Annotated in this window: 24 protein-coding genes and 1 pseudogene; 14 read left to right on the top strand and 11 right to left on the bottom strand. The window is 71.4% G+C overall.

Features of this window, described 5'->3' with window-relative positions:
- Nucleotides 1-78: 78 nt before the first annotated feature.
- From BDK92_RS19055 to BDK92_RS19040, 4 genes are all read right to left on the bottom strand, one after another.
- Nucleotides 79-1284: an ABC transporter permease gene (locus BDK92_RS19055; RefSeq protein ID WP_121157920.1), complete on the bottom strand. Its 1206-nt coding sequence runs from the start codon at nucleotides 1282-1284 to the stop codon at nucleotides 79-81.
- On the bottom strand, nucleotides 1281-1958 hold the full coding sequence (locus BDK92_RS19050) for an ABC transporter ATP-binding protein (RefSeq protein WP_211349632.1): 678 nt from the start codon (nucleotides 1956-1958) through the stop codon (nucleotides 1281-1283). The genes BDK92_RS19055 and BDK92_RS19050 overlap by 4 nt, the downstream gene beginning before the upstream one ends.
- 62 nt (nucleotides 1959-2020) lie before the next feature.
- The gene (locus tag BDK92_RS19045) at nucleotides 2021-3175 is read right to left on the bottom strand and encodes a peptidoglycan-binding protein (RefSeq protein WP_246017125.1); all 1155 of its coding nucleotides are present in this window, start codon (nucleotides 3173-3175) and stop codon (nucleotides 2021-2023) included.
- The gene (locus BDK92_RS19040) at nucleotides 3172-3723 is read right to left on the bottom strand and encodes a hypothetical protein (RefSeq protein ID WP_121157917.1); all 552 of its coding nucleotides are present in this window, start codon (nucleotides 3721-3723) and stop codon (nucleotides 3172-3174) included. Before BDK92_RS19040 ends, BDK92_RS19045 begins: the two co-directional genes overlap by 4 nt.
- Nucleotides 3724-3855: 132 nt before the next feature.
- On the opposite strand from BDK92_RS19040, the gene BDK92_RS19035 reads away from it, so the two are divergent.
- Genes BDK92_RS19035 through BDK92_RS19015 form a run of 5 tightly spaced genes read left to right on the top strand, consistent with a single transcriptional unit; the run spans nucleotide 3856 to nucleotide 7614 of the window.
- A complete protein-coding gene (locus BDK92_RS19035; RefSeq protein ID WP_211349288.1) occupies nucleotides 3856-4512 on the top strand; it encodes a response regulator transcription factor in 657 nt (218 codons plus the stop codon).
- 11 nt (nucleotides 4513-4523) lie between these two features.
- The gene (locus BDK92_RS19030; RefSeq protein WP_121157916.1) at nucleotides 4524-5711 is read left to right on the top strand and encodes a sensor histidine kinase; all 1188 of its coding nucleotides are present in this window, start codon (nucleotides 4524-4526) and stop codon (nucleotides 5709-5711) included.
- A gap of 42 nt (nucleotides 5712-5753) precedes the next feature.
- Complete coding sequence (locus BDK92_RS19025; protein WP_121162381.1) at nucleotides 5754-6383, top strand: TetR/AcrR family transcriptional regulator; 630 nt, start codon at nucleotides 5754-5756, stop codon at nucleotides 6381-6383.
- 1 nt (nucleotide 6384) lies between these two features.
- Nucleotides 6385-6858, top strand: a complete 474-nt coding sequence (locus BDK92_RS19020) for an acyl-CoA thioesterase (protein WP_121157915.1) — start codon at nucleotides 6385-6387, stop codon at nucleotides 6856-6858.
- A 54-nt stretch (nucleotides 6859-6912) separates the two neighbouring features.
- Nucleotides 6913-7614 carry an NUDIX hydrolase gene (locus BDK92_RS19015; protein ID WP_121157914.1) on the top strand — a complete coding sequence of 234 codons (702 nt, stop codon included), beginning with the start codon at nucleotides 6913-6915 and terminating at the stop codon, nucleotides 7612-7614.
- Nucleotides 7615-7671: 57 nt separating this feature from the next.
- Here the strand turns inward: BDK92_RS19015 and BDK92_RS19010 are convergent, their stop codons facing one another.
- Nucleotides 7672-9045, bottom strand: coding sequence for an amidohydrolase family protein (locus BDK92_RS19010; protein WP_170208617.1), 1374 nt, complete (start codon nucleotides 9043-9045; stop codon nucleotides 7672-7674).
- A gap of 224 nt (nucleotides 9046-9269) precedes the next feature.
- On the opposite strand from BDK92_RS19010, the gene BDK92_RS19005 reads away from it, so the two are divergent.
- Nucleotides 9270-10169, top strand: coding sequence for a LysR family transcriptional regulator (locus BDK92_RS19005; protein WP_211349286.1), 900 nt, complete (start codon nucleotides 9270-9272; stop codon nucleotides 10167-10169).
- Between the two features lie 39 nt (nucleotides 10170-10208).
- On the opposite strand, the gene BDK92_RS19000 is transcribed toward BDK92_RS19005, so the two are convergent.
- The 4 genes from BDK92_RS19000 to BDK92_RS18990 all read right to left on the bottom strand — a co-directional run bounded on the left by BDK92_RS19000 (nucleotide 10209) and on the right by BDK92_RS18990 (nucleotide 12068).
- On the bottom strand, nucleotides 10209-10667 hold the full coding sequence (locus tag BDK92_RS19000; RefSeq protein WP_211349631.1) for a nucleoside deaminase: 459 nt from the start codon (nucleotides 10665-10667) through the stop codon (nucleotides 10209-10211).
- A 47-nt stretch (nucleotides 10668-10714) separates the two neighbouring features.
- Entirely contained in the window at nucleotides 10715-11251 is a 537-nt protein-coding gene (locus BDK92_RS18995; RefSeq protein WP_121162379.1) for a tRNA adenosine deaminase-associated protein, read from the bottom strand.
- 141 nt (nucleotides 11252-11392) lie between these two features.
- Nucleotides 11393-11560 (bottom strand): hypothetical protein, encoded by a 168-nt coding sequence (locus BDK92_RS39075; RefSeq protein WP_170208616.1) that lies wholly within the window; start codon nucleotides 11558-11560, stop codon nucleotides 11393-11395.
- Nucleotides 11561-11675: 115 nt separating this feature from the next.
- A complete protein-coding gene (locus BDK92_RS18990; RefSeq protein WP_121162378.1) occupies nucleotides 11676-12068 on the bottom strand; it encodes a hypothetical protein in 393 nt (130 codons plus the stop codon).
- Between the two features lie 144 nt (nucleotides 12069-12212).
- On the opposite strand from BDK92_RS18990, the gene BDK92_RS18985 reads away from it, so the two are divergent.
- The 4 genes and pseudogenes from BDK92_RS18985 to BDK92_RS18975 all read left to right on the top strand — a co-directional run bounded on the left by BDK92_RS18985 (nucleotide 12213) and on the right by BDK92_RS18975 (nucleotide 15220).
- Nucleotides 12213-12974: a M23 family metallopeptidase gene (locus tag BDK92_RS18985; protein ID WP_121162377.1), complete on the top strand. Its 762-nt coding sequence runs from the start codon at nucleotides 12213-12215 to the stop codon at nucleotides 12972-12974.
- 106 nt (nucleotides 12975-13080) lie between these two features.
- Nucleotides 13081-13605, top strand: a pseudogene (locus BDK92_RS41200) (prephenate dehydrogenase/arogenate dehydrogenase family protein); the annotation flags it as partial.
- 6 nt (nucleotides 13606-13611) lie between these two features.
- The gene (locus BDK92_RS41195) at nucleotides 13612-14091 is read left to right on the top strand and encodes a prephenate dehydrogenase dimerization domain-containing protein (protein ID WP_425462310.1); all 480 of its coding nucleotides are present in this window, start codon (nucleotides 13612-13614) and stop codon (nucleotides 14089-14091) included.
- Between the two features lie 55 nt (nucleotides 14092-14146).
- On the top strand, nucleotides 14147-15220 hold the full coding sequence (locus BDK92_RS18975; RefSeq protein ID WP_121157910.1) for a PHP domain-containing protein: 1074 nt from the start codon (nucleotides 14147-14149) through the stop codon (nucleotides 15218-15220).
- A gap of 32 nt (nucleotides 15221-15252) precedes the next feature.
- Here BDK92_RS18975 and BDK92_RS18970 read toward each other — a convergent pair whose 3' ends face one another.
- The gene (locus BDK92_RS18970; RefSeq protein WP_121157909.1) at nucleotides 15253-16245 is read right to left on the bottom strand and encodes a DMT family transporter; all 993 of its coding nucleotides are present in this window, start codon (nucleotides 16243-16245) and stop codon (nucleotides 15253-15255) included.
- A 163-nt stretch (nucleotides 16246-16408) separates the two neighbouring features.
- Here BDK92_RS18970 and BDK92_RS18965 point away from each other — a divergent pair, with 163 nt between their 5' ends.
- Nucleotides 16409-18079 (top strand): DUF885 domain-containing protein, encoded by a 1671-nt coding sequence (locus tag BDK92_RS18965; RefSeq protein ID WP_121157908.1) that lies wholly within the window; start codon nucleotides 16409-16411, stop codon nucleotides 18077-18079.
- Between the two features lie 142 nt (nucleotides 18080-18221).
- Nucleotides 18222-19583 carry a UDP-N-acetylmuramoyl-L-alanine--D-glutamate ligase gene (murD, locus tag BDK92_RS18960; protein WP_121157907.1) on the top strand — a complete coding sequence of 454 codons (1362 nt, stop codon included), beginning with the start codon at nucleotides 18222-18224 and terminating at the stop codon, nucleotides 19581-19583.
- A 48-nt stretch (nucleotides 19584-19631) separates the two neighbouring features.
- On the opposite strand, the gene BDK92_RS18955 is transcribed toward murD, so the two are convergent.
- Entirely contained in the window at nucleotides 19632-20525 is an 894-nt protein-coding gene (locus BDK92_RS18955) for a hypothetical protein (RefSeq protein WP_246017124.1), read from the bottom strand.
- 288 nt (nucleotides 20526-20813) lie between these two features.
- On the opposite strand from BDK92_RS18955, the gene BDK92_RS18950 reads away from it, so the two are divergent.
- On the top strand, nucleotides 20814-22745 hold the full coding sequence (locus BDK92_RS18950; protein ID WP_246017123.1) for a VanW family protein: 1932 nt from the start codon (nucleotides 20814-20816) through the stop codon (nucleotides 22743-22745).
- A 169-nt stretch (nucleotides 22746-22914) separates the two neighbouring features.
- Nucleotides 22915-23709, top strand: a complete 795-nt coding sequence (locus BDK92_RS18945; protein WP_121157904.1) for a S1 family peptidase — start codon at nucleotides 22915-22917, stop codon at nucleotides 23707-23709.
- Nucleotides 23710-23795: the final 86 nt, after the last annotated feature.

The following is a 23795-nucleotide window of genomic DNA, read 5'->3' as shown; positions in this document are numbered from 1 at the left end:
CAAGACGCCCTAGATCGACGAAAGGGGTGGTGGGCCCTGAGGGCCCTGGGGGGGGAGGGGGAGGGGAGGCGATCTGGGTTAGGGGGTGGCGAGAGCTTCGGTCGGGGAGAGGCGGGCGGCCCGGATGGCGGGGTAGAGGCCGGCCAGGCCGCCGATCAGGAGGGTCGCCCCGACTCCGCCGACCATCGCCCAGGCGGGTACGACGGTCGGCCATGACTGGAGCAGGGCGTACCCGGAAGTCACCCCGATGCCGAGCAGCACCCCGCCGGCCCCGCCGAGTGCGGAGAGCAGCAGCGACTCGGTGAGGAACTGGGTACGGATCTGCCCCCGGGTCGCCCCGAGCGAGCGGCGCAGACCGATCTCCGGGCGCCGTTCGAGTACCGAGATCACCATCGTGTTCGCCACCCCGACCCCGCCGACCAGCAGCGCCACCGCGCCGAGGCCGAGCAGCAGCCCGGTGAACGCCTGGTCGGTGGCCTGGGCGGCGGCGAGCGCGTCGGACGGTCGGGACACCTCCACCTCGTTCGGCGCCGCCGGGTTCGCGGTGGCGCCGAGGACGGCGCGTACCGCCTCGACGGAGGATTCGACGGAGCGGCTGTAGACCGTGGTCGGGTGCCCGTCGAAGCCGAGGTATGTGGCGGCGGCCTCCCAGCCGACCAGTGCGGAGAGGTCCAGTTCCGGTGCCAGCGGCACCGGTGCCAGGACACCGATCACGGTGAACCAGCGCCCACCGAGGTGGATCTGGGTCTCGGTACCGGCGGCACCGACGCCGAGCCGCCGGGCGGCCGTCGCGCCGAGCACTACCGCCGGGTACCGGGCGGTGGCGGAGTTGAGCCAGACGCCGCTGGCGAGTTCGGCGCCGACCGTGTCGAGCAGTTCCAGGTTCGCCGCACGGGCGCCGATGCCACCGGTTTCGGCGGCCGGGATCCGGTCGCTGCGGTACACCTTGGCGTCGGCGAGTTGCGCGGTCGCGGCGACCTCGCGTACCGGCCCGATTCGGGCGATCATCTCGACCGACTCCGCCGGGAGCTGGGCCGCCTCGCCGAAGATCGACTGCCCGGGTGAGACGGTGAGCAGGTTGGTGCCGAGCGCGTCGAGGGTGCGGTCGAGTTCCGCCCGCGACGACGACGAGATGCCGACCACCGCGGTCATCGCGGCGATGCCGATGGCGATGCCGAGCGCGGAAAGGAAGGCCCGCAGCGGGCGGGTACGCAGACCGACGCCACCGACGCGGATCACGTCCCGTGGCCGTAGTCGGGCCGGCACCAGCCGGGCCCCGGTCACCTGTTTCCGCCTGCGCGCGAGTCGGCGACGAGCCGGCCGTCGCGCATCCGTACCTGGCGGGGCAGGCTGGCGGCGATCTCCCGGTCGTGGGTGATCACGACGATGGTCGTACCGGAACGGTTCAGTTCGTGCAGCAGGTCGAGGATGCCGGCTCCGGAGGTCGAGTCGAGGTTGCCGGTGGGTTCGTCGGCGAGCAGCAACGGCGGGTTGCCGACCACCGCACGGGCGATCGCGACCCGCTGCCGCTCACCGCCGGAGAGTTCGTGCGGCCGGTGGTCGAGGCGGTGGGCGAGGCCGACCCGACCCAGCGCGGCGGCGGCCCGCCGGCGCCGCTCACCCAGGGGTACGCCCGCGTAGAGCAGGCCGTCGGCGACGTTCTCCACCACCGGCACGCCCGGTGCGAGGTGGAACTGTTGGAAGACGAAGCCGATCCGGGAGGAACGCAGCGCGGAGAGTTCCCGGTCGCGGAGCCGGGCGGCGTCGTACCCGTCGATGCGTACGCTGCCGGTGGTGGGGCGGTCCAGGGTGCCGATCAGGTGCAGCATGGTGGACTTTCCCGAGCCGGACGGGCCGACGATCGCCACCAGTTCGCCGCGCTCGATCCGGAGCGAGACACCACCGACGGCTTCGACGCCGCCGGGATAGCGCTTGGTGACGTGGTCGAGTTCGACCACCGGGCCGCCAGGTGCGGGGCTGCCGGGTGCCGGGGTGCCGTCCGCGAGGACGACGGGCGCGCTCATGCCGGCACCCCGACAGTCAGACCCTCGGCCAGGCCGTCGCCGGAGACCTCCACCCGTCCGCTGGCGAACAGGCCGGTCCGGACCGCGACGATCCGGGTACGGTCGGCGTCGACGATCTGCACCCCGTACCCGCCCTCGGCCAGTGCCAGCAGTGCCGCCACCGGCACGGTCAGCACGTCGGGGCGTTCCGCGGCGGTGAACGCCACCCGGACCGTGGCCTGGTCGAATCCGACCAGCGCGGCGGGGTCGGCGACCGACACCGTCACCTCGATCTTCGTTTCGGCTTCGGTCTGCCCGCCAGCGCCGCCGCCCGATGTCTCGATCACCGTCTCGGTACCGGCGATGGTCCCGGTGAGCTGTTTCCCGTCGGGCAGGGTGAGCCCCACCGTGGCGTCCTTCTTCGCCAACCGCTGGTCGTCCACCTCGAGTTCGACGGTGACCAGGCGGTTCGTCCCGCTGTACGTCATCAGCGACTTGCCCGGCTGGGTCAGGTCACCCGTCGCCGCCTCGTGTCCCTCGACCCGTACGTCCCCGTCGGCGTAGACGATGCTCGTGGGCTCGACCGTCCCTGTCTCGTCGCGGCCGAGGTCCTCCTGCCAGTCGCGTACCGCCTCGGCGGTGTTCGCGGTGTACTCGTCGTCGACGGTGAAGCCGTCGTAGCCGAGCGCCGCCAGGTTCTGCTCGAACTGCCGTACGTCGGCGCCCTCCACCCCACTGGCCAGGGTTCGGTACGCGGGCAGCCCGCCGTGCAGCAGCACCACCTTCGCATTGTCCACCGCGTAGAGCGCCCCGCCCCGTTTCACCGTGCCGCCGGTCGGGGCGAGCCAGGTGAGGGTTCCGTTGCGCCGGGCGGTGACGGTACGGGCGGTGCCGTACCCGAGTTTCCCGTCGACGGTCTGGGCGTCGACGAGCGTCTGCCGGGTGACCTGGGCGGTCGCCGGTGGCAGGGGCGCGGCGGTGGCCGTACCCGGGTCCCGCCCGCCGAAACCGACCGCGGCCGCGCCGCCGGCACCGACGGTGACCACGACGGCGGCCGTGACCAGCACCGTGCCGGTACGCGAACGACGTTGCCGCTTTGACTCGCGGGGCTGTGGCACGGCCGCCGGTGCCGGCATAAGCGGTGCCGGTTCGAGCGTCTGATCGGCCGTCACCTGGCGCCTCCGCCGAGCTTCGGCAGGTACTGCTCGCACTTCTCCTGCGCCGCCCGGAACGTCGGGTCGTTGAGGTCCTTGCCGCCGAGCACGCCCTTGTCGAGCTTGAGGGTGCCGTCCGGGCCGGGGTCGGGGAAGTTCGGCACCCCGTTCTCCCGCATGCACTTCGCCATCTCGCGCATCCGCTCCGCCTGTTCCGGGTCGAGCTTGCGCCCCTCGCCGCCGTTGGGCAGGAACTCGCGGCACTTCTCCAGCGCCGCCTGCGCCTTGCCCGGCTCGCCGCCGCCGCCGACCCGCACCCGACCCTTGTCGGCGGGGTCCGGGTCCGGCATGTCGACCCCGTTCTCCCGCATGCACTGGGCGAACTTGAGCTGCCGCTCGGCGTTGTCGAGGGCGACCGCGCTCGCCGAGACGGTCGGGCTCGCCCCGGCCGTCCCGCCGCCGGCGGTCGCCACCTGGTCACCCTCGGCGGGGCTGCCGCAGGCGGTCAGCGCCAGGGCGAGTAACGCGGGCAGGACGAGCAGACCCGTGGCCGGTCGTCTGCGCATGGTGATCCCCCTCACCTCCGGGTCGGCGCAGGTCGCCGACCATTGACGACAAGTCGACCCCAGCGGCGGTATCCAGGGCGTAAGCGTCGGCGTTAACGGTGGCGTTATCCGGGACCGCGTCACCATGGACCGATGCGGGTGCTGGTGGTCGAGGACGAGAACCTGATGGCGGACGCGATCGCCGAGTGGTTACGGCGGGAGGCGTTCGCCGTCGACGTGGTGTACGACGGGGAGGCGGCGCTGGAGCGTCTCGGCGTCAACGAGTACGACGTGGTCGTACTGGACCGGGACCTGCCGGGGGTGCACGGCGACGACGTCTGCCGGTCGATCGTCGCCGGGGGAGGGGCGAGCCGGGTGCTGATGCTGACCGCCGCCGCCGCGGTACGGGAGCGGGTGGCCGGGCTGTCGCTCGGCGCCGACGACTACCTGACAAAGCCGTTCGCCCTGGTGGAGCTCTCCGCCCGGGTGCATGCGCTGACCCGGCGGGCCCGTCCGGCCGTACCGCCGAGGTTGTCCCGGGCGGGCATCGTGCTGGACCCGGGACGGCACGAGGTGTACCGCGACGGCCGGTATGTCGCCCTCTCCCGGAAGGAGTTCGCGGTGCTGGTCGAGCTGCTGCGGGCCGACGGTGCGGTGGTTTCCGCCGAGGATCTGCTGGAGCGGGCCTGGGACGAGCACATCGACCCGTTCACGAACGTGGTCCGGGTGACGGTGATGAAGCTGCGCCGCAAGCTCGGCGACCCGCAGGTGGTCGAGACGGTGCCGGGCGTGGGGTATCAGATCTCATGAGGCGCTGGTTCATGGAGCGGACCACCATCCGGGCCCGGCTCACCCTGATCTACGGCGGGTTGTTCCTGCTCGCCGGCGTGGTCCTGCTGGCGGTGACGTACGTCCTGGTCGAGCAGCGGATGCCGCAGCCGCTCGGGGTGGCGCTGAACAAGGCGGACACGGTGACCGGGCTGCCCAAGAACGGGCTCGGTGGGCAGAACACCGAGACGCTGCGGATGATCGTGCAGAAGCTCCAGGAGGACGTGAAGCAGAGCGCGCTGGACTCGCTGCTCACCCAGGGCGGTATCGCGCTGGCCGTGGTCTCGGCGGTGGCGATCGCCTTCGGCTGGCTGGTCGCCGGCCGGGCGTTGCAGCCGCTGCACCAGATCACCGGCACCGCGCGCCGGATCGCCGGGGCGAACAGCGCCGGCCGGGGGCTGCACGAGCGGATCGCGCTGCACGGCCCCCGGGACGAGGTACGCGAACTCGCGGACACCTTCGACCTGATGCTGGAGCGGTTGGACCGGTCGTTCGACGGTCAGCGCCGGTTCGTCGCGAACGCCTCGCACGAGTTGCGTACGCCGTTGGCGCTGAACCGGGCGCTGGTCGAGCTGGCGGTGACCCGGCCGGGGGCGTCGGCTGACGTACGGCAGCTCGGTGAGTCGTTGCTGGCGGTGAACGAGCGGCACGAGCGGCTGATCGAGGGGCTGCTCACGCTTGCCGACTCGGAGAACGAGCTGACCGACCGTACGCCGATCGACCTGGCCGAGGTGGCCGCGTACGTGATCAACCAGCACGCGGCCCGGGAGTCGGGCCCGGATCCGACCGGCGCGCTGGCGCGGGAGGCGGTACGGGAACTCGACCCGGCCCCGACCGTCGGCGACCCGGTGCTGCTGGAGCGGCTCACCTCGAACCTGGTGGAGAACGCGTTGCGGCACAACCTGCCGACCGGTGGGTGGGTGTCGGTGCGGACCGGGTTGGTGGAGGGGCGGCCGACCCTGGTGGTGAGCAACACCGGCCCGGTGGTGCCGGGGTACGAGATCGAGACGATCTTCCAGCCGTTCCGCCGGTTGCGCGGTGAGCGGCTCGGTGGCGGGCGCGGATTCGGTCTGGGTCTGTCGATCGTGCGCGCGGTGGCGCGGGCGCACGGGGGTTCGGTCGATGCCCGGCCCCGCGAGGGCGGTGGCCTGGTGGTGAGCGTCACGCTGCCGCGTCACTGAAACTATCCGACCGATCGGTCGGATAGTTGTACGCTCGTGATCATGATGGTGGACGGGCGGGTGCTCCGGGGCGAACGCACCCGGAATCTGGTGCTCGGCACCGCCGTGGCGCTGGCGATCGAGACCGGCCTCGACGGGCTCTCCCTCGGTCGCCTCGCCGACCATCTCGGCATCAGCAAGTCCGGCCTGTTCACGCACTGGCGCTCGAAAGAGGAACTCCAGCTCGCGACCGTCGACTGGGCCCGCGAGCAGGTGACCGAGCTGGTGATCCGCCCCGCCCTGCGGGCGCCCCGGGGCGTACGGCGACTCTGGGCCCTGCACGAGACTCGGCTGACCTTCTACGACGGCCGGCACCCCGACGGCCGCTTCTTCACCCTCGCCGAGTTCGAGTACAGATCCCGCCCCGGTCCGGTACGGGACCGGCTCGCCGAGGCCCTCGACGAGTGGCTGGCCATGGTCCGGCGACTCGCCACCGAAGCGGTGTCCGCCGGTGAACTCCACCCCGACACCGACGTCGGACAACTCGCGTACGAGATCGAGGCGCTCGGCATCGCCGCCGCCCTGCAGTCACGACTACTACCCACCGAGCCGAGCCACCGGTACGCCCGGCAGGCGGTGCTCGACCGACTTCGTGCCCTCTGCCCCGACCCGGAACTGCTACCCGAGGACTGACATGACAACGACCAGTAACACCATCACCCTGCCCGAGGTCCCGTTCGGTCACGTCGAACCGATCTGGGTGCACTTCGACGACCTGGACATGATGGGCATCGTGCACAACGCCAAGTACGCGCTGCTGCTCGAACGGGCACTCACGCCGTTCTGGGCCGAGCGCGGCTTCGCGTACGAGAACGGCCAGCTCACCATCCCCGACATGTTTCACGCCGTGGTCGAACTCTCGGTCAGCTTCCGCGCCCCGATCCGCGGCACCGGGCCGATCCTGGCCCACTTCTGGTTCGAACGCTTCGGCACCACCAGCGCCGAGTACCGCTTCCGCCTCCTCTCCGCCGACGGCGGCACGCTGCACGCCGAGGGACGGCGGGCGATCGTGCGGCTCGACCCGGCGACGCTGCGCCCGACCCCGTGGACCGAGGACGCCATCGCCGTCGGGAAGGAACTGCTCCGCCCGGAGTCGGTCTCTTTGTAGTCAGCCGGGCTGGATGGGGAACCACTCCGGGGCGCCGGGTGGCATCCTCGACGGATGCGTCCCTCGGTTGCGCTGGTGCACGAGCTGGTCGGTGGTATCCGGCCGGTGGACCAACTGGAAGCCGACCACCAGGCGGAGGTCCTGCGCTGGTTGCGGGAGACCGACGACGTCTTCCGACGGGTGAAGCCCGCCCTACCGCCCCGGCACCTCGTCTCGTACGTGGTGCCGATCGACCCCACCGACGGGGCGATCCTCCTGGTCGACCACGTCAACGCCGGGCTCTGGTTGCCGCCCGGTGGTCATGTCGAACCGGACGAGCATCCGGCCCGTACCGCGCTCCGGGAGGCTCGGGAGGAACTCGGCATCAACACCGAGCGCTTCGCCGCCCCGGACGGGTCGGCTGGTGCGGAGGGCTTCGCTGGGCGGCCGTTCTTCCTGACCGTCACCCGTACGGTCGGGATCGACCACGGCCACACCGACGTCAGCCTCTGGTTTCCGCTCCCCCTGCACCGTACGGAACCGCTCACCGGGGACCCGGGTGAGTTCCGCGAGGCCCGGTGGTGGTCACCGGCCGAGATCGCGAACACCGACGCGGGCCGGTTTGATCCGCACTTCGGCCGGTTCACCGCGAAGGTCGGGACGGGATCGGACCGGTTTTCCACCCGTCCGATCCCGTTGTCCACAGTCACAGGCACTTGTCCACAGGACATATCCACAGCCGATCCGGGTTATCCACAGGCTGTTTACACAGGCTGAACGCCTGACCGAAGGTTCCTGTGCACAACCCCCGAGTCTGTGGACGAAGACCTCGGCTCAGGCCGTCCAGCTCGGGCCGAGTACGTCCGCCAGGTTCGCACGACTGAACAGCCGGGAACGGGACTCCATGACGAGCTGCCGGGCCCGATCGGCGATCGGGCCGACGAGCCGGCCATGACGCTTCACGACCACACCGTCGACCAGGACGGTGTCGACATCGCGCGGACCGGCGTTGAGCACGATCGTGGTGATCGGGTCGTTCAGCGGCGAGAGGTGGGCCTGGTCCACGTCGACGAGGATCAGGTCGGCCCGCTTGCCGGGACGGAGCGAGCCGATCCTCTCCGCCATCCCCCACGCCGCCGCACCGGCGGTGGTCGCGAAGCGCAGGACGTCGCGGTGGTCCAGGTCGACCGTTGCCGGCGGCTCGTCCCGGGCCAGGGCCTCCGCGTTGGCACGGGCCCGCTCCGCGGCGAGGGCCAGCCGCATCTCGCTGAACAGGTCGGTGCCGGCTCCGGCGACGGTGTCGGTGGCGAGCGCGGGAGCGAGGCCCTGGGCCACGGCCCGACCGGTGATCGGGAAGGTGCCCATCGCCATCGACATGTCGACGGTCGGGCACGGTGTGACGGCACCGCCGGTGGCGGCGATCCGGGCGAGGTCCGTGTCACTGAACTGCGCCCCGTGGGCGTGGTGCACGTCCGGGCCGAGCAGCCGGAGCCGGTCCAGGGTCTCGATCGTGCGGTACTTGAGCAGGTAACCGGGAATCCCGGAGTGGATGCTGATCGGGACGCCCAGCTCACGGGCGAGGTGGAAGTCGTACTCGGTGGTCTCCGGGCTGGCGAACTCCGGTCCACGCAGGGCGAGCCCCATGGTGACAAGGGCGCTGTCGTCGGCGAGTTCGGCCCGCATCCGGCGTACGTCGTCCGGGTGCCGCTCGGTGCTCTCGTGGAACCAGCGCATCACGCCCTGGCCGACGGGCGGACCGTAGAGGAACAGCGCGCGGATTCCGGAGTCCCGCAGCGCGCGGACGTTCTCGTCGGCGTGCGCGGGGGTGGTGACGATGTGGGACCAGTCGGCGACGGTGGTGATACCGGCGTTGATCGCCTGTAGGGCACCCCAGAGCACGCCCGCGTAGACGTCCTCGGGCTCGTACTTGTCGAGCAGTCCGGCGAGCACGACCCCGAAGTAGCCGCCGAGGGAGACCTTGCCGCCGGCGCCGCCGATGGCTCCCTGCCAGACGTGCCGGTGGGAGTCGACCATGCCGGGCAGGGCCACCTTGCCGGCGGCGTCGATGATCGTCGCTCCGGTGCTGTCGAGATCGGGACCGATCGCGGCGATGGCGCCGTCCTCGATGCGGACGTCCGCGCGGGACAGGTCACCGAGTTGGTCGTCCAGGGTGACGACATGGGCGTTGCGGATGACGATGCTGGGCACGGCAGGACTCCACTTGTGTGGGGGGCGGGCATTGCTGTCGGAGCGGTTCGGCCGTGAGGCCGGGCTCCGGGCGCCCGTCCGACCCGGTCGGTGGGGGCTGCGGCGAGCAGCACGAATCCGACCCGGTGGGTGGCGGGAACCATCTGCCCGAGTCTGACCCGCCGAGTCATCCCGCTCCAATATGAAGATCGGATGCAGTTATCGGTTTCTGAGATAGTTGTCGCGTGGACATCCGCAAACTCGACGTCTTCGTGACCGTCGCCGAGGAACGAAGCTTCACCAGGGCCGCCGAGCGGCTGCGCATCGCGCAGTCCGGTGTCTCCACCGCCGTACGCGCCCTCGAGCGGGAACTCGGCACGGCCCTGTTCGACCGGACCACGCAGCGGGTCGAGTTGACCGACGCCGGGCACGCCCTGCTGCCCGAGGCGACCCGGATCCTCGCCGCCGTCGAGGCGGCCCGCGAGGTGGTCACCCAGGTTGGGCAGGGACTGCGCGGCCGACTGCGCCTGGGCATCCTCTACGGTCTCACGCCCGGCCAGGTCCGCGAGGCGCTCGCCGCTTTCCGGGCCGAGTTTCCGCTGGTGGAGCTCTGGTTGACCGCCCCGGGGGCGGCTGGCTCCCTGGACCATCTCGAACGCCTTCGCGAGGGTTCCCTGGACCTGGCCATCGTGATCACCCACGGTCCGGTGCCCGGAATCCGTCGCCAGGTGCTGGCGACGGACGAGGTCGTCCTGGCCTGCACGCCGGATCATGCCCTCGCCGGCCGGGACAGCGTCGACCTGGCGGAACTGGCCGGGGAGCCCTTCATCGAGTTCCCGCCGGGCTGGGGCGTCCGGAGCGCGGTGGATCAGGCGTTCGCCTCGGCCGGCGTCCAGCGGCGGATCACGGTCCAGATGAACGACCTCTCGACCATCCTGGACCTGGTCCGACTCGGGCTCGGGGTCGCTTTCGTGCCACGGCCCATCGGCGACCAGAACGCCGACCTGCGTTTCCTCCGGGTGCGCCGGACCCCGCCGACGTACCAGATCGCGATCGCCGCCGCCGCCGACCGTCCGCTCGGTCCGGTCGCCCGGCACTTTCTCCGCGTCGCGCGAGCAGACAACGGGGAACGGGGCACCGGGTGAACCGCACAGACGCCACGCCAGCCACCGACAGGCGCGGGTTCAGCGGAAGAAGGCGCGTAGCAGCGCGGCCGACTCGGTCGCCAGCACGCCGCCGTACACCTCGGGGCGGTGGTTGAGCCGGCGGTCGCGGACCACGTCCCAGAGCGAGCCGACCGCGCCGGTCTTCGGTTCCCAGGCCCCGAAGACGAGGGTGGAGACCCGCGCCAGCACCAGCGCCCCCGCGCACATGGTGCACGGTTCCAGCGTCACCACCAGGGTGCAGCCGTCCAACCGCCACTCGCCCCGGAGCGCCGCGGCGCGGCGCAGCGCCAGGACCTCGGCGTGCGCGGTCGGATCGCCGGTACGTTCCCGCTCGTTGCGCCCGACGGCCAGCTCGACCCCGTCCGGTCCGTAGAGGACCGCACCGACGGGGATGTCACCGGACAGGTCGCCGGCGGCACCCGCCTCGACGCCGTTGCCAGGCGGGTTGTCGGCGGCCACCTCGAGGGCGCGGCGCATCCACCGCTCATGCCGTTGCCGACGACCCGGTTGGTCCGCCGGCTCGCTCACGCCTCGCGCAGTTCCTCGACCACGTCCCCGCAGCCGATCAGCTGGCAGACCTCGGCGGTGACGTCGGCGGGGAGATTTCCCTCCCGGGCACAGAGGGCGAGCAGACGATGGGCCGAGACACCCAGGTCGGCGATGAGGTCGGCGTCACCGATCGGGTCGGCGTCCGGATCGGCGGCGGGCTGCTCGTTCTCCTCCGTCCCGGAGGTGGACACCTCCGGTGTCGCCGGCTCCACCACGTCGTCGATCTCCAGGGCGGGCGCCTTGATGTCGCCGAGCAGCAGCGCGCCGAGTCGGGACTCCTCGGCGAAGACCGAGTCCGAGCCGAAGATCCGCAGGTCTTCGCCCTCGTCCAGCCGGAGTACGGCCAGGTACGCGTCGTCCGACTCGACGAAGAGCAACGACAACTCAGCGTCGGGATCGACTTCGCGGAGCAGCTCTCCAACCTCGTCTATGTCCGCAACACCACCGAGGTCGAGTTCGGCTGCGCTCCAGCCGTCCGAGCCCCGCACCACGGCCGCCGCGAAGTACGACACCGGTCCCCCCAATAACTCGCGGCGCATCCGCCGCCCACCACTGTCGACTGCCTGTCACGCGTGACGGTATCCGGTCGGGTCTGCGGTCGAGCACGCAACGCCCCGAAGGGAGATGAGGGAATCGGGCGGAGCGGCGGAAGGTCAGCCGGCCAGGCGGCGACGGCTCGCGATCAGTTCACGCAGGCGGTCGACGCGGACCCGTCGTGGCTGGGTTCGCTCCCGTACGGACTTCGCCCCGGCCAGCTCGGCGAGGAGCTGTAACCGCCGTCGGCTGCGCTCGGGGTCGAGCCGCTGCTCTGTCCAGGCCATAGAGGCGAGCGTGCCGAGTCTCACGGCGTTCGTCAAGCCCGGTGGCGGTGTGCCACCGACCCCGTACCCACCGCCCTAGATCGACTACTGAGAGGGCTTGATCACTTACCAACCGTCACCAAAGTGGCCAGTCGGCTGCGGACCACCGCACCGCGACCGCCGCTGCGGCGATCGCCCAGCCGACCGCAGTGACCAACGCGACACCGACCGCGGCACCCCGGTCGCCGAACCGGACCAGAAGCAGCGCCGCCAGCCACGCCACCGCGCCGGCCAGCACCGTCCACCACACGTAGCCGCGCAGATCTCCGCCGAGCAGTCCGAAGAAGAGCAGCCACGCGGTCGTCAGGCCCGCGCCGGCGGCAAGCGCGCCGCCGTGGATCGGATGCGGTTCCCGGTACGTCGGCCGCGTCGGTCCCCCCGGCACCGGCCCGGACGGGAACAGACCCGACGGGGCACGGGGCGGCTGACCCGCGTCGGGCCAGGTCCGGAACGTCGGCTGCTCAGCCATCACGGTCACTCCCCGCGCCTGCTCACACCGGTTCCCCACCTCGGGGCGTGCCCGCAGCGTACCCGTCGGGGGCGCCACGCCCGGCGCCTCGACGGCGACGTGGCCGGCAACCCGGGCGGACGACGGCTCTGCCAGGATGGCCCGATGGCACGGGATGAATCGGGTACGAAACACGAGATCGGGCGCCGCCTCGCGTACCCGTTGGTCCTCCTGCTGCTCTCGGCGGGCGTTGCGGGCTGCTCCCAGTCCCGCCCCGCCGTCTGGTCCCCCGCTGGTTCCCCCGCACCGGCCGCCGACGCCCCGTCCGGCCCGACCACTCCGAGCGGCCCGGCCAGCACGAGTGCCGCGCCAGCGTCAGCCAGCCCGTCCGGTACGCCCACCAGGCCGGCGGCACCGCGCTACGTCTTCCCGGTACGGGCGGCGAACGCCTCCTACCACCCGACCCACTCGGCGTACGCGGCCACGGACATCTTCGCCTCCTGCGGCACACCCGTACTCGCCGTCACCGACGGGGAGATCCTCGAAGTGACCCTGGTGGACAAGTACGACAAGCAGGGCCCACAGGGGCCGCTCAACGGCGGCAAGGCGGTCTCGCTCCTCGGCGACGACGGGATCCGCTACTACGGCTCGCACCTGTCCGAGGTGGCCGCCGGCCTGACCGCCGGGGTACGCGTCCGCGCCGGTCAGCAGGTCGGCGCCGTGGGGCGGACCGGTAACGCCAACAACGTCTGTCACCTGCACTTCGGCATCTCGCCCCCGTGCGCGCGGGTCGACGACTGGTGGATCCGGAGGGGCGTGGTCTGGCCCGCGCGCTACCTGGACGCCTGGCGCCACCAGACGAACCGGTCACCGGTGGACGACGTCACCAACTGGTACCGGCAACACAGCTGCCCGCCGGCGCCCTGACCGACCGGCTCAGGGTCGGGGTGCCGGCCCGCCGGAGCGACGCCGACCGCACCCTTGCGTCGGGGCGAGCCTTGCCGGCACCGACGTACCCGGGTGTGCGAGAGTCGCTGACGTGAATGTCGCGGTTATCGGCCTCGGTCTCATCGGCGGTTCCGTGCTGCGCGCACTGGCCGCCAGCGGACACCGGGTGCTCGGCTACGACGCCGACCCGGCCACCCGGGCCACCGCACGGACCGCCGCCGCCCAGGCCCCGGCCGCCGCCCGCTGGCAGGTGACCCCGACCGTACGGGACACGGTGGCCCAGGCCGAACTGGTCGTGCTCGCGGTGCCGCTGCCGGCCGTCGGTGGCGTACTGGACCAGCTCGCCGACGTCGGCTACGCCGGCCTGGTCACCGACGTCACCTCGGTCAAGTCCCCGGTCCAGGCCCTCGTCGAGGAACGCCTGCACCGGCAGCCGCAGCGGCTCGCCGGGTACGTCGGCGGTCACCCGATGGCCGGGCGGGAGACCTCCGGCTTCGGCGCCACCGACCCGACGCTCTTCGCCGGCTGCGCCTGGGTGCTCTGCCTCGAACCCCGGGGCACGTCGCTCGCCGACTGGTTGGAGCTGGCCGCGCTGATCACCCCGCTCGGCGCCCGGGTGGTGCCGGCCACCGCCGCCGAGCACGACCGGGCGGTGGCCGCGGTCAGCCACGTACCCCATCTGCTGGCGGCGGCGCTGGTGGCCGGCGCGGCGGACGACCCGCTCGCCGGCACCCTCGCCGCCGGCTCGTTCCGGGACGGCACCCGGGTCGCCGCCACCCGGCCGGAACTGGTCGCGGCGATGTGCGGCGGCAACGCCGACGCGGTCGGCCCGGCACTCGACGCGGTCCTGGAGGCGCTGCACCGGGCCCGGGCGGCGGTCGACGCCGACGACCCGATCGCCGCGCTGCGGGACTGGCTGGCCCCGGCCTCGGTCGCCCGCGCCGCCTGGCCGCACCGGCCGGGGACCGCACGGGAGCTGCCCGTACGGGTCGACGAGCTGCTGGCGCTCGGCCGGGCCGGTGGCTGGGTGACCTCGGTCGCGCCCGATCGCCGTACGGTGACGGCGGTCCGACCGGTCCGCCCCGGGCCGGCCTGACCCGGATGAGGCGTCGGTACGGGCGGCCGGCGGGTGTGCCGGCTACGGTGAGCTGATGACCGCTCGGGATGCGCTCGCCGACCTGCGTCGGATCGCCTTCCTGTTGGAGCGCGCGAACGAAGCCACCTACCGGGTGCGGGCGTTCCGCTCGGCCGCGACGACCCTGGCCGCGCTTCCGGCCCGGGAGTTGGCCGCCCGGGCGAAGGCGGGCACGCTGACCGAGCTGACCGGGGTGGGTGACGTGACCGCCCGCTGTGTCACCGAGTCACTGTCCGGCGAGGAACCGGTCTACCTGCGGCGGCTCAACGCGACCGAGGGAGTCGACCTGGACGAGGCGACGGCCGCGCTGCGGTCGGCGCTGCGCGGTGACTGCCACACCCACTCGGACTGGTCCGACGGTGGCTCGCCGATCGAGGAGATGGCGTTGACCGCGGTCGAGCTGGGCCACGAATATCTTGTGCTGACCGACCACTCGCCCCGGTTGAAGGTGGCCCGGGGCCTGACCCCGGCGCGACTGCGGCGTCAGATCGAACAGGTGGCGGCGATCAACGCGGCGCTGCCGGAGGGGTTCCGGCTGCTCACCGGGATCGAGGTGGACATCCTCGCGGACGGCTCGCTCGACCAGGAGGACGAGTTGCTGGCCCAGCTCGACGTGGTGGTCGGCTCGGTGCACAGCGGCCTGGCCGACGAGCGGGCGAAGATGACCCGGCGGATGCTGGCCGCGGTCTCCAATCCGCATCTGGACGTCCTCGGCCACTGCACCGGTCGGATGGTCGCCGGCCGGCCGCCGGGAGTGACCGGTCCGGGCGACCGGGGTCACCGGGCCCGGACCCGGCCGCCGAGCGACTTCGACGCCGAGGCGGTCTTCGCCGCCTGCGCCGAGTACGACAAGGCGGTCGAGATCAATTCCCGGCCGGAGCGGCAGGATCCGCCGAAGCGGCTGATCCGGGTCGCGGTCGAGGCCGGTTGCCGCTTCGCGATCGACACCGACGCGCACGCGCCTGGCCAGCTCGACTGGCAACGCTTCGGCTGTGAACGGGCGGCCCGGTGCGGGGTGCCGGCCGACCAGGTGGTCAACACCTGGCCGGTCGACGAGCTGCTGACCTGGACCGCCGGCCACGCCGGCTGACCGCGCGGGACACACTTCCGCTCAGCCGGCGGTCACCTGGGGACGGCCGGCTCGACGCTCTGTTGTGGTGCCACGGCCGGGTCGGGGCCGGGGTCGGGGCCGCGCCGGGGGCGGCGGCGGCCCAGGAGGCGTTGCGACACCGCGACCCCGGCCAGCACGATCACCGCACCGACCGGCTGGTACCAGGCGAGCTGCTCGTCGAGGGCGAGCACCCCGATCAGCACCGCGAAGATCGGGATCAGGTAGGTCACGGTCGAGGCGGTACTCGCCCCGGCCAGCCGGATCGTCCGCAGGTTGATGACGAAGGCGAGACCGGTGCCGAGCGCCCCCAGCGCGAGCACGCTGGCGATCACGTCGAACGAGAGGCTGGTCGGTGCGGGTGGCGCCCCGGCCACCAGTGGTGCGACGATCGCCAGCTGTCCGGCGGCGACCAGCAGCTGCGCCGCCGAAAGTGCCACGCCCGACTCCGGCCGGCCCGCGACGAACCGCTTCTGGTACGGGATGGAGAGGCCGTAGCAGGCGGCCGCGGCGAAGCAGAAGAGCTGGCCGGTGAACTCGGCCCCGCCCAGTCCCCGCCACGCGCCGAGCACCACCAGCACACCGAGGAAGCCGAGTGTCATGCCGATCGCCCGGCGGGCGGTCATCCGTTCGGTACGGAAGACCAGCACCGCCATCGGCAGCACGACCAGTGGCGTGGTGGCGTTCCAGATGCCGGCGAGGATCGAGGAGACGCGCTGCTCGCCGTAGCCGAAGAAGGTGAACGGCAGGGCCACCCCAACCGCGGCGATCACCACCATGTGCAGCCAGAGCTTCGGGTCCCGGGGCAGCCGGTCGCGTAGTACGGCGAGCGCCACCAGCAGCGTCAGCGCCCCGGCGACGACCCGACCAAGCGTGACGTACAGGGGGTGGAGTTCGCGTACACCGATCTTGATGAAGAGGAAACTGGCCCCCCAGATGACGGCGACGGTGAGAAAGCCCGGCAGCCAGGCGCGTACGTTGCTGTCAGGAGCGGTGGGGGCAGTCACCCCTGACACTCTGCCGTACCGGTCGGACAGAATCGCGCGACTTCCGGACCTCGGGTCAGGCCAATCCCACAACAGTGGCCTGCGCCGATCAGGACGGAGGCAACAGCGTGGCCGGCCCAAAAGGGGTGGACCAGGCAGCCGGAAGGTCACGTAGGGTCGAGCCGTGGGACAAATCGATGACCTCGCCAACCGCTACGTCGCGGACTGGGCGCCACTCAACCCGACCGGCGCCACCTTTGTCGGCATCACCGGCTACGACGACCAACTCGGCGACCTGTCGCCGAGCGGGTACGCCGCGCAGGCCGAACTGAACCGGCGCACCCTTGCCGAACTTGACGTACTCGAACCAGCCACCGCCGCCGAACGGACCGCGAAGGAGGCGATGCAGGAACGACTCGGCCTCGAACTCGCCCGGTACGACGCGGGCGAGACGGCCAGTGAGATCAACGTGATCGCCAGCGGACTGCACGAGATCCGCCAGGTCTTCGACCTGATGCCGACCGAGGGCGCCGAGGCGGTCAGCAACATCGCCGCCCGGCTCAACCAGTTCGCCGCCGCACTCGACGGCTACCGGACGACCCTGGTCAGCTCCGCCGACGCCGGGCACGCCAGCCCGCGCGCGCAGATGATCGAGGTCGCCAAGCAGTGCGACATCTGGACCGACCCGAACGGTGACAACTTCTTCCACGGTCTGGCCGACCGGTTGACCGCCGACGGCGCGCTCGCCACGGAACTGCGCCGGGGAGCGGCGGCGGCCACCGCGGCGACCGCCGAGTTCGGGCAGTTCCTCCGTACCGAACTCGCCCCACGGGGGCGGGAGAAGCAGGCCGCCGGGCGGGAGCGGTACCAGCTCGCCTCGCAGTACTTCCTCGGCGCCCGGGTCGACCTCGACGAGACGTACGCCTGGGGCTTCGAGGAACTGGCCCGGCTCGAAGCCGAGATGCGCGCGGTGGCGGCCCGGATCCTGTCGCCCGGTGCCACCGTCGACGAGGCGGTCGCCGCCCTGGACGCCGACCCGGCCCGCCGGATCGAGGGCAAGGAGGCGTTCCGCGACTGGATGCAGGCGCTGGCCGAGAAGGCGATCGCGGACCTGCACGGCACCCACTTCGACATCCCGGAGCAGGTACGTCGAATCGAATGCCGCCTCGCCCCGACCAGCGACGGCGGGATCTACTACACCGGCCCCAGCGAGGATTTCTCCCGCCCCGGTCGGATGTGGTGGGCGGTGCCGCAGGGCATCAACGAGTTCTCCACCTGGCGCGAGGTGACCACCGTCTACCACGAGGGCGCCCCCGGTCACCACCTCCAGGTCGGGCAGACCCAGGTCCGGGCCGAACTGCTCAACCGCTGGCAGCGGCTGCTCAGCTGGTCCTCCGGGCACGGCGAGGGCTGGGCGCTCTACTCCGAGCGTCTGATGGACGAACTCGGCTACCTGGACGACCCGGGCGACAAGCTCGGCATGCTCGACGGCCAGGCGTTCCGGGCCGCCCGGGTGATCGTCGACATCGGCATGCACCTCGAACTGGAAATCCCCCGCGACAACCCGTTCGGCTTCCACCCCGGCGAGCGGTGGACCCCCGAACTGGGCTGGGAGTTCATGCGCGCGCACTGCCGGGTGCCGGACGAGAACCTGCGCTTCGAACTGAACCGGTACCTGGGCTGGCCGGGACAGGCGCCGTCGTACAAGGTCGGCGAACGGATCTGGCTGCAGGCCCGCGACGACGCCAAGGCCCGCAAGGGGGCCGACTTCGACCTGAAGCAGTTCCACCTCGACGCCCTCAACCTCGGCTCGCTGGGCCTGGACCCCCTCAAGTCCGCCCTCGCCCGCCTCTGACGAAGGAAGGGCCCCTTGTTATCGCTTTTTGTATAACAAGGGGCCCTTCCTAACCGCTTGGGCGGCGGACCGGGTGCGGCGGACTAGAGTATGGACGCGAACCGGGCCATAGCCGCCGAGGTTCGTGGGCGAAGGAGTTCTGGTGCACCTCACTGATCTACGTGGCCGACGCGTCGCCGTCTGGGGCACCGGCCGGGAGGGTGTCGCCGCGGTCAACGCGATCGCCCCCGTCGGCCCGGCCGACCTCGTCGCGGTCATGGACCGGGAGACCTTCGCGGCGAAACCGTGGGAGGGACGGCTGGCCGAACTCGCCCCCCTGCACACCGGCCCTGCCGCGCTGGAGATGCTGCTTCGCGCGGACGTCGTGGTCCGTTCCCCGGTGATCGGCGAGACCCACCCGTGGATGATCCAGTTGCGGGAACGGGGCGTCACCGTGACCGGTGGCACCGCCCTCTGGATGGCCGACCACGCTCCCAACACCATCGGGGTCACCGGCAGCAAGGGCAAGAGCACGACCACCGTGCTGATCAGCCACCTGCTGACCGCTCTCGGCCACCCACACGAGGTCGGCGGCAACATCGGCACCGCCGTGCTCGAGCTTCCCCCCGCCGACCGGTACGTGCTCGAACTCTCCATGTACCAGTGCGCGGACCTGACCGTGTCACCGCAGGTGGCGGCCCTCACCGCGCTGGTCCCGGAACATCTGGACTGGGCCGGTGGGGAGGCCGCGTACTACCGGCACAAGCTGAACATCGTCGAACACGGTCCGGGTCAGGTGGTGTTCAACGCCCACGACGAGCGGCTCAGCGCCGAACTCGCCGCTCGGCCCGGACTGCCGCTGTTCGCCGCCGGCCGACCGGAAACCACTCACGTGGCACCCGGCCCGGACGGCACCCGCTGGGTCCACCTGGCGGACGCTCCGCTCTTCCCCCGTTCGGCGCTGCCACTGCTCGGGCGGCACAACGAGTGGAACCTCTGCGTCGCCCTCGGCGTACTGAAGTCGGTCGGGGTGGACCTGGTCGCGGAACGTGAACGGCTCGCCGAGGCCGCCGCGAGTTTCCCCGCCCTCGAACACCGGCTGACGCCGATCGAGGACCCCTCCGGCATCACCTTCGTCGACGACTCGCTCTCCACCATCCCGCAGTCGGCGATCCACGCCATCGAGGCGTACGCCCACCGCCCGCTCACGGTCATCGTCGGCGGCGAGGACCGCGGCGTGGACTACGCGCCGCTGCGCGACTTCCTCGCAGATCAGGGGGTCGAGGCCACACTGATCGGCGTACCGGACAGTGGGCCGCGCATCCTGGAGATGGTCAAGGACCTGCCAACAATCACCACGATCGGGGCGGACGACCTGGTCGAGGCGGTCCGAATCGGTCGGGCGAACACCCCGGCCGGTGGCGTGGTGCTGCTTTCCCCGGCCGCACCGAGCTACGGCCGGTTCGACAACTACGCGCACCGGTCGCGGGTGTTCCGGCAGGCGATCACCGACACCGCCGGCTGATCCGCCCGCCGGCCGTGACCACCGTACGACCCGCCCGCCTGACTGCGGTCACCCTCCGGTCGTCGGCGTCAGTGCCCGGTACAGGCTGTCCATCGAGCGGATCGCCGAACGGACCTCCTGCAGGTACCGGTCCGGTGCCAGCGTCGGCATCGGCGGCACCCCGGTGAGCTGGGCGGTGTCGAATCCCACCGTCTCGACCGCGCAGCCGTACCCGAGCCGGAGCATCCGTACGGCGTCGCAGTGCTGGAACGGTACGTAACTCGGCGAGGTGACCACCAGCACCCGGTCGCCGGGGTTCAGCCGTACCTGGCGGGCCCAGAAGTGGTACGTGTCCGCGGTGTTCGCCCGCCGGCTCGCCGGTTCGCCGGACGGGGCGGCGAGAACCCGCAGGGGCAACCCGTCCGGGGCCCGGTAGCCCCGTACCGCCCACGACCCAGGGGTGCCCACCTCCGCGGAGGAGCGCGACTCCACCGGCTCGTCGCATCCGAAGCCGGCCCGGATCCCGACCGACATCGCGTCGACCTCATATCCGCAGCCGTCCAGGTCGGAGCGGACGAACTCGGTCGGGCGCAGGGGGCGGAAACTACCGAGCGCCGCCACCTCGCCCACCTCGACCACGCCGGTACGCACGAGCTGCGCGGCGTATCCGGTCCGTTGCAGGCAGGCGGGGGCGAGCCCGCCGAGAACCAGCAGGTGGTGATAGCGACGGGCCGCCGGTCGCACCGGCTGGACCAGCCCCAACGCGGTGACCGTCGCGTGGATCAGGTCGGTGGTGGGGGCGGTGCACCTCGGCGGTGGCACCTCGTCCCGCTCGACCTGTCCGTACCGCCGACGAAAGTCCCAGTGTTCGGCCGAGAAGCGGTCGAGCCAGCTCAGGAGCACACCGGTTGCCGTGTCCGGTGCCGGCAGCGTGCCGTCGAACGCGGCGACCAGGTCCCGCATCGGACGCGCGGAAATCCACCGGTGTACGCTCGTCGCAATCTCCGTGTTCGATGTGTCCGCCGCCCCGATCGGTAGCGGTACCGGCTCGTACCGGATCACTTTCATCCTTTCGGCCATGCGTTTCGCGTCGATGGTCCTGGAGCGCGGGAGATTCGTCTCGGCAAATCCCGCTGTACCTTCCTCGGGCTGTCATCCCGCGCCGCGCTTGGCTACCGTAGGCCCCCGGGTCGTGCTCCCACACGACCGATCGACCCCGACCTGAGTCCTTTTCCCGATCGAGGTTGTCCTGTGAGTTTGTACGGCGCGAAGAGACCACCCGCCGGCGAGACGCCGACCACCGAGCTCGCAGCCGTGCCACGGCAGGTAAACGTCCCGCCGACCGGGCCGGCAACGCCACCCCCGATCGCCGCTGGCCCGGTGGGCCACCCACCGGTCCCGCCCCTGGCCGGTGCACCGGGCGCCCAGGACAACCCGACGGAGACCCTCGACTCGACGGCGCCGGCCGACCCGGCGCTCCTGACCGAACCGGCGCCGCGTCGCGGGGTGCGTCGCGCCCTCGCCGCCACTGGTGTGGTCGCCGCCGTGCTGGCCGTGATCGGCGGATCGGCGGGGTACGCGTACAGCGGTGAGGTGCCACGCGGTACCGAGGTGCTCGGCGTCAACGTGGGCGGCCAGTCCCGGGAGGGAGCCGCCGCGCTGCTCCGCGCCGAGTTGGAACGGCGGGCGGAAACCTTCGCCGCGCCGGTGCAGGTACGCATCGGTGAGCAGAGCGCCGAGCTGAAGCCGATCGACGTCGGGTTGGCGGTGGACGTCACGGCCACCATCACGGCCGCCGTGGACGATGCTCCCGGTCCGGTCGATCTGCTCTTCAGGTCCCGGTCGATCGAACCGGTCATCACCGTCGACGCCGAACGGCTCGACGCCGAACTGCGCAAGACGGTCGGGCGCGGCGGCCGGCCGATGACGCCGCCGTCGATCGTCTTCCAGGGCACCACACCGAAGCCGAACTATCCCGCGCCGGGTCAGGACCTGAACCCGGAGCAGTCAGCGGAGGCGGTTCGTACCGGGTGGCTGAGCGGCCAGCCGGTGGTGGTGCCGGTGATCGAGGCGCATCCGACCACCACCAGGGAGGAAGTCGACAAGCTGGTCGAGGAGCTGGCGAAACCGGCGGTCTCGGCGCCGGTCACGGTGACCACGGAACGTGGTTCGTTCACCGTCCCACCAGCCGCGATCGCGAAGAGCCTGTTGCTGCACCCGGACAAGGCCGGCAAGATCAACCCGGCGGTGGACGAGAAGAAGCTGCACGCCGCACTGACCGGCGAACTGGCCAAGGTCGAGCTCAAGCCGAAGGAAGCGACGGTCACCCTGCAGGGCGGCAAGCCGCAGGTGGTGGCGAGTACCGGCGGGCACGGGGTGGACATCGCGGCGCTGAGCCGGGACCTGCTGCCGGTGCTGGCCAAACGGGACGGGCGCGAGGTCAAGGGCGTACTCAAGCCGATCGAACCGAAGACCAACACCGAGGCGATGTCCAAGATGGGCATCAAGGAACAGGTCTCCACCTTCACCACGAAGTTCACCGGCGGACTTTCTCTCCCGCGCAACCACAACATCATGACCATCGCCAAGGAGGTCGACGGTGCGGTGGTCAAGCCGGGCGAGACGTTCTCCCTGAACAAGCACACCGGCGAGCGCAGTTACGCCCAGGGCTACAAGGACGCGCCGGTGATCCTCGACGGCAAGCTGGTGCCCGGAGTCGGCGGCGGGGCGTCGCAGTTCACCACCACGATCTTCAACGCCACGTACTACGCCGGGCTTGAGGACGTGGAGCACAAACCGCACTCGTACTGGTTCGAGCGGTACCCGGCGGTGATCGAGTCGACGATCTTCTACCCGACCCTCGACCTCAAGTTCCGCAACAACACCGAGTACGGCGTACTCGTCGACACCTCGTGGACCAACGACTCGGTCACCGTGTCGATCTGGAGCACCAAGGTGTACGACAGCGTCAAGACGGTCTACACCCCGCGTCGCGACATCACCAAGCCGAAGGTCGTCTACCTCGACCCGGGTCCCTCCTGCATCGCCACCGCCGGCATCGACGGCTTCACCCAGGACGCGTACCGAGTGATCACCAAGGGCGGCAAGGAGCTGAAGCGGGAGAAGTTCTCCTGGCGCTACGAGGCGGAGCCGCGCTACCTCTGCGCCAAGAAGCCCGGCTGATCGGAGCCGGTGATCGGCCGCCGCGTCAACGAACCCACGCCCGAAGGTATGACACAGCCGGGATGACAGCCGGGCATTGCGATATATCGGCCAACTTCCATACGCTGCCGACAACGTGATCTGCGCGCGCCCACGAGGCGCGCCAATCCTTTGCTCGGAAAGGGATCCCATGGTTCGTTGGCGCAAGCTCACCGGCCTGGCGGCCGCCGTGTTGTCCGCGGTGACCGTCGGCAGCGTCGCCCTGGCCGCACCCGTCTCCGCCTCCGACGGCGGCGTGACGCCGCTGGTCGTCGGCGGCACCCGGGCCGCCCAGGGCGAGTTCCCGTTCATGGTCCGGCTCTCGATGGGCTGCGGCGGTTCCCTCTACAGTGCCCGGCTGGTGCTCACCGCCGCCCACTGCGTCGGCAGCACCGGTACCAACACCAGCATCACCGCCACCCTCGGCGTGGTCGACCTCCAGTCGTCCAGCCGGATCACGGTCCGCTCGAACTACGTCTACCGTGCGCCGGGCTACAACGGCAACGGCAAGGACTGGGCCCTGATCCGGTTGGCCAGCCCGGTCACCAGCCTGGCCACCCTGCCGATCGCGACCAGCACCGCGTACGACAGCGGCACGTTCACCGTGGCGGGCTGGGGAGCGGCCCGCGAGGGTGGGCCGCAGCAGCGGTACCTGTTGAAGGCGACGGTCCCGTTCGTCAGCGACAGCACCTGTGACGCCCAGTACGGCGGTGACGTAATCGTCAACGAGGAGATCTGCGCCGGTTACGCCAGTGGTGGCACCGACACCTGCCAGGGTGACTCGGGCGGCCCGATGTTCCGTCAGGGCGCGAACAACGCCTGGGTCCAGGTCGGCATCGTGAGCTGGGGCAACGGCTGTGCCCGCCCCAACTACCCGGGCGTCTACACCCAGGTGAGCACCTTCGCCTCGGCGATCGCCTCCGCGGCCGCGAGCCTCGGCGGCTGACCAGGGCATCTCCCGTATGGCGGCCGGACCGGGACCCCCTCCCGGTCCGCCCGTCGTGCGGCGGGTCGGGTGGTCAGTGTCGACGA

It is taken from the genome of Micromonospora pisi, from assembly GCF_003633685.1.
Lineage (GTDB): Bacteria > Actinomycetota > Actinomycetes > Mycobacteriales > Micromonosporaceae > Micromonospora_G > Micromonospora_G pisi.
The sequence above is the reverse complement of the archived record's forward strand: the minus strand, read 5'-3'. Positions and strand labels throughout refer to the sequence as shown.

Excerpts from the sequence above, each read along its gene's own strand:
- BDK92_RS19040 (WP_121157917.1), bottom strand. The coding sequence starts at position 3,723 with ATGCGCAGACGACCGGCCACGGGTCTGCTCGTCCTGCCCGCGTTACTC.
- BDK92_RS19035 (WP_211349288.1), top strand. The coding sequence starts at position 3,856 with ATGCGGGTGCTGGTGGTCGAGGACGAGAACCTGATGGCGGACGCGATC.
- BDK92_RS19030 (WP_121157916.1), top strand. The coding sequence starts at position 4,524 with ATGGAGCGGACCACCATCCGGGCCCGGCTCACCCTGATCTACGGCGGG.
- BDK92_RS19025 (WP_121162381.1), top strand. The coding sequence starts at position 5,754 with ATGATGGTGGACGGGCGGGTGCTCCGGGGCGAACGCACCCGGAATCTG.
- BDK92_RS19020 (WP_121157915.1), top strand. The coding sequence starts at position 6,385 with ATGACAACGACCAGTAACACCATCACCCTGCCCGAGGTCCCGTTCGGT.
- BDK92_RS19015 (WP_121157914.1), top strand. The coding sequence starts at position 6,913 with ATGCGTCCCTCGGTTGCGCTGGTGCACGAGCTGGTCGGTGGTATCCGG.
- BDK92_RS19000 (WP_211349631.1), bottom strand. The coding sequence starts at position 10,667 with ATGCGCCGCGCCCTCGAGGTGGCCGCCGACAACCCGCCTGGCAACGGC.
- BDK92_RS39075 (WP_170208616.1), bottom strand. The coding sequence starts at position 11,560 with ATGGCCTGGACAGAGCAGCGGCTCGACCCCGAGCGCAGCCGACGGCGG.
- BDK92_RS18990 (WP_121162378.1), bottom strand. The coding sequence starts at position 12,068 with ATGGCTGAGCAGCCGACGTTCCGGACCTGGCCCGACGCGGGTCAGCCG.
- BDK92_RS18985 (WP_121162377.1), top strand. The coding sequence starts at position 12,213 with ATGGCACGGGATGAATCGGGTACGAAACACGAGATCGGGCGCCGCCTC.
- BDK92_RS18975 (WP_121157910.1), top strand. The coding sequence starts at position 14,147 with ATGACCGCTCGGGATGCGCTCGCCGACCTGCGTCGGATCGCCTTCCTG.
- BDK92_RS18955 (WP_246017124.1), bottom strand. The coding sequence starts at position 20,525 with ATGCGGGACCTGGTCGCCGCGTTCGACGGCACGCTGCCGGCACCGGAC.
- BDK92_RS18945 (WP_121157904.1), top strand. The coding sequence starts at position 22,915 with ATGGTTCGTTGGCGCAAGCTCACCGGCCTGGCGGCCGCCGTGTTGTCC.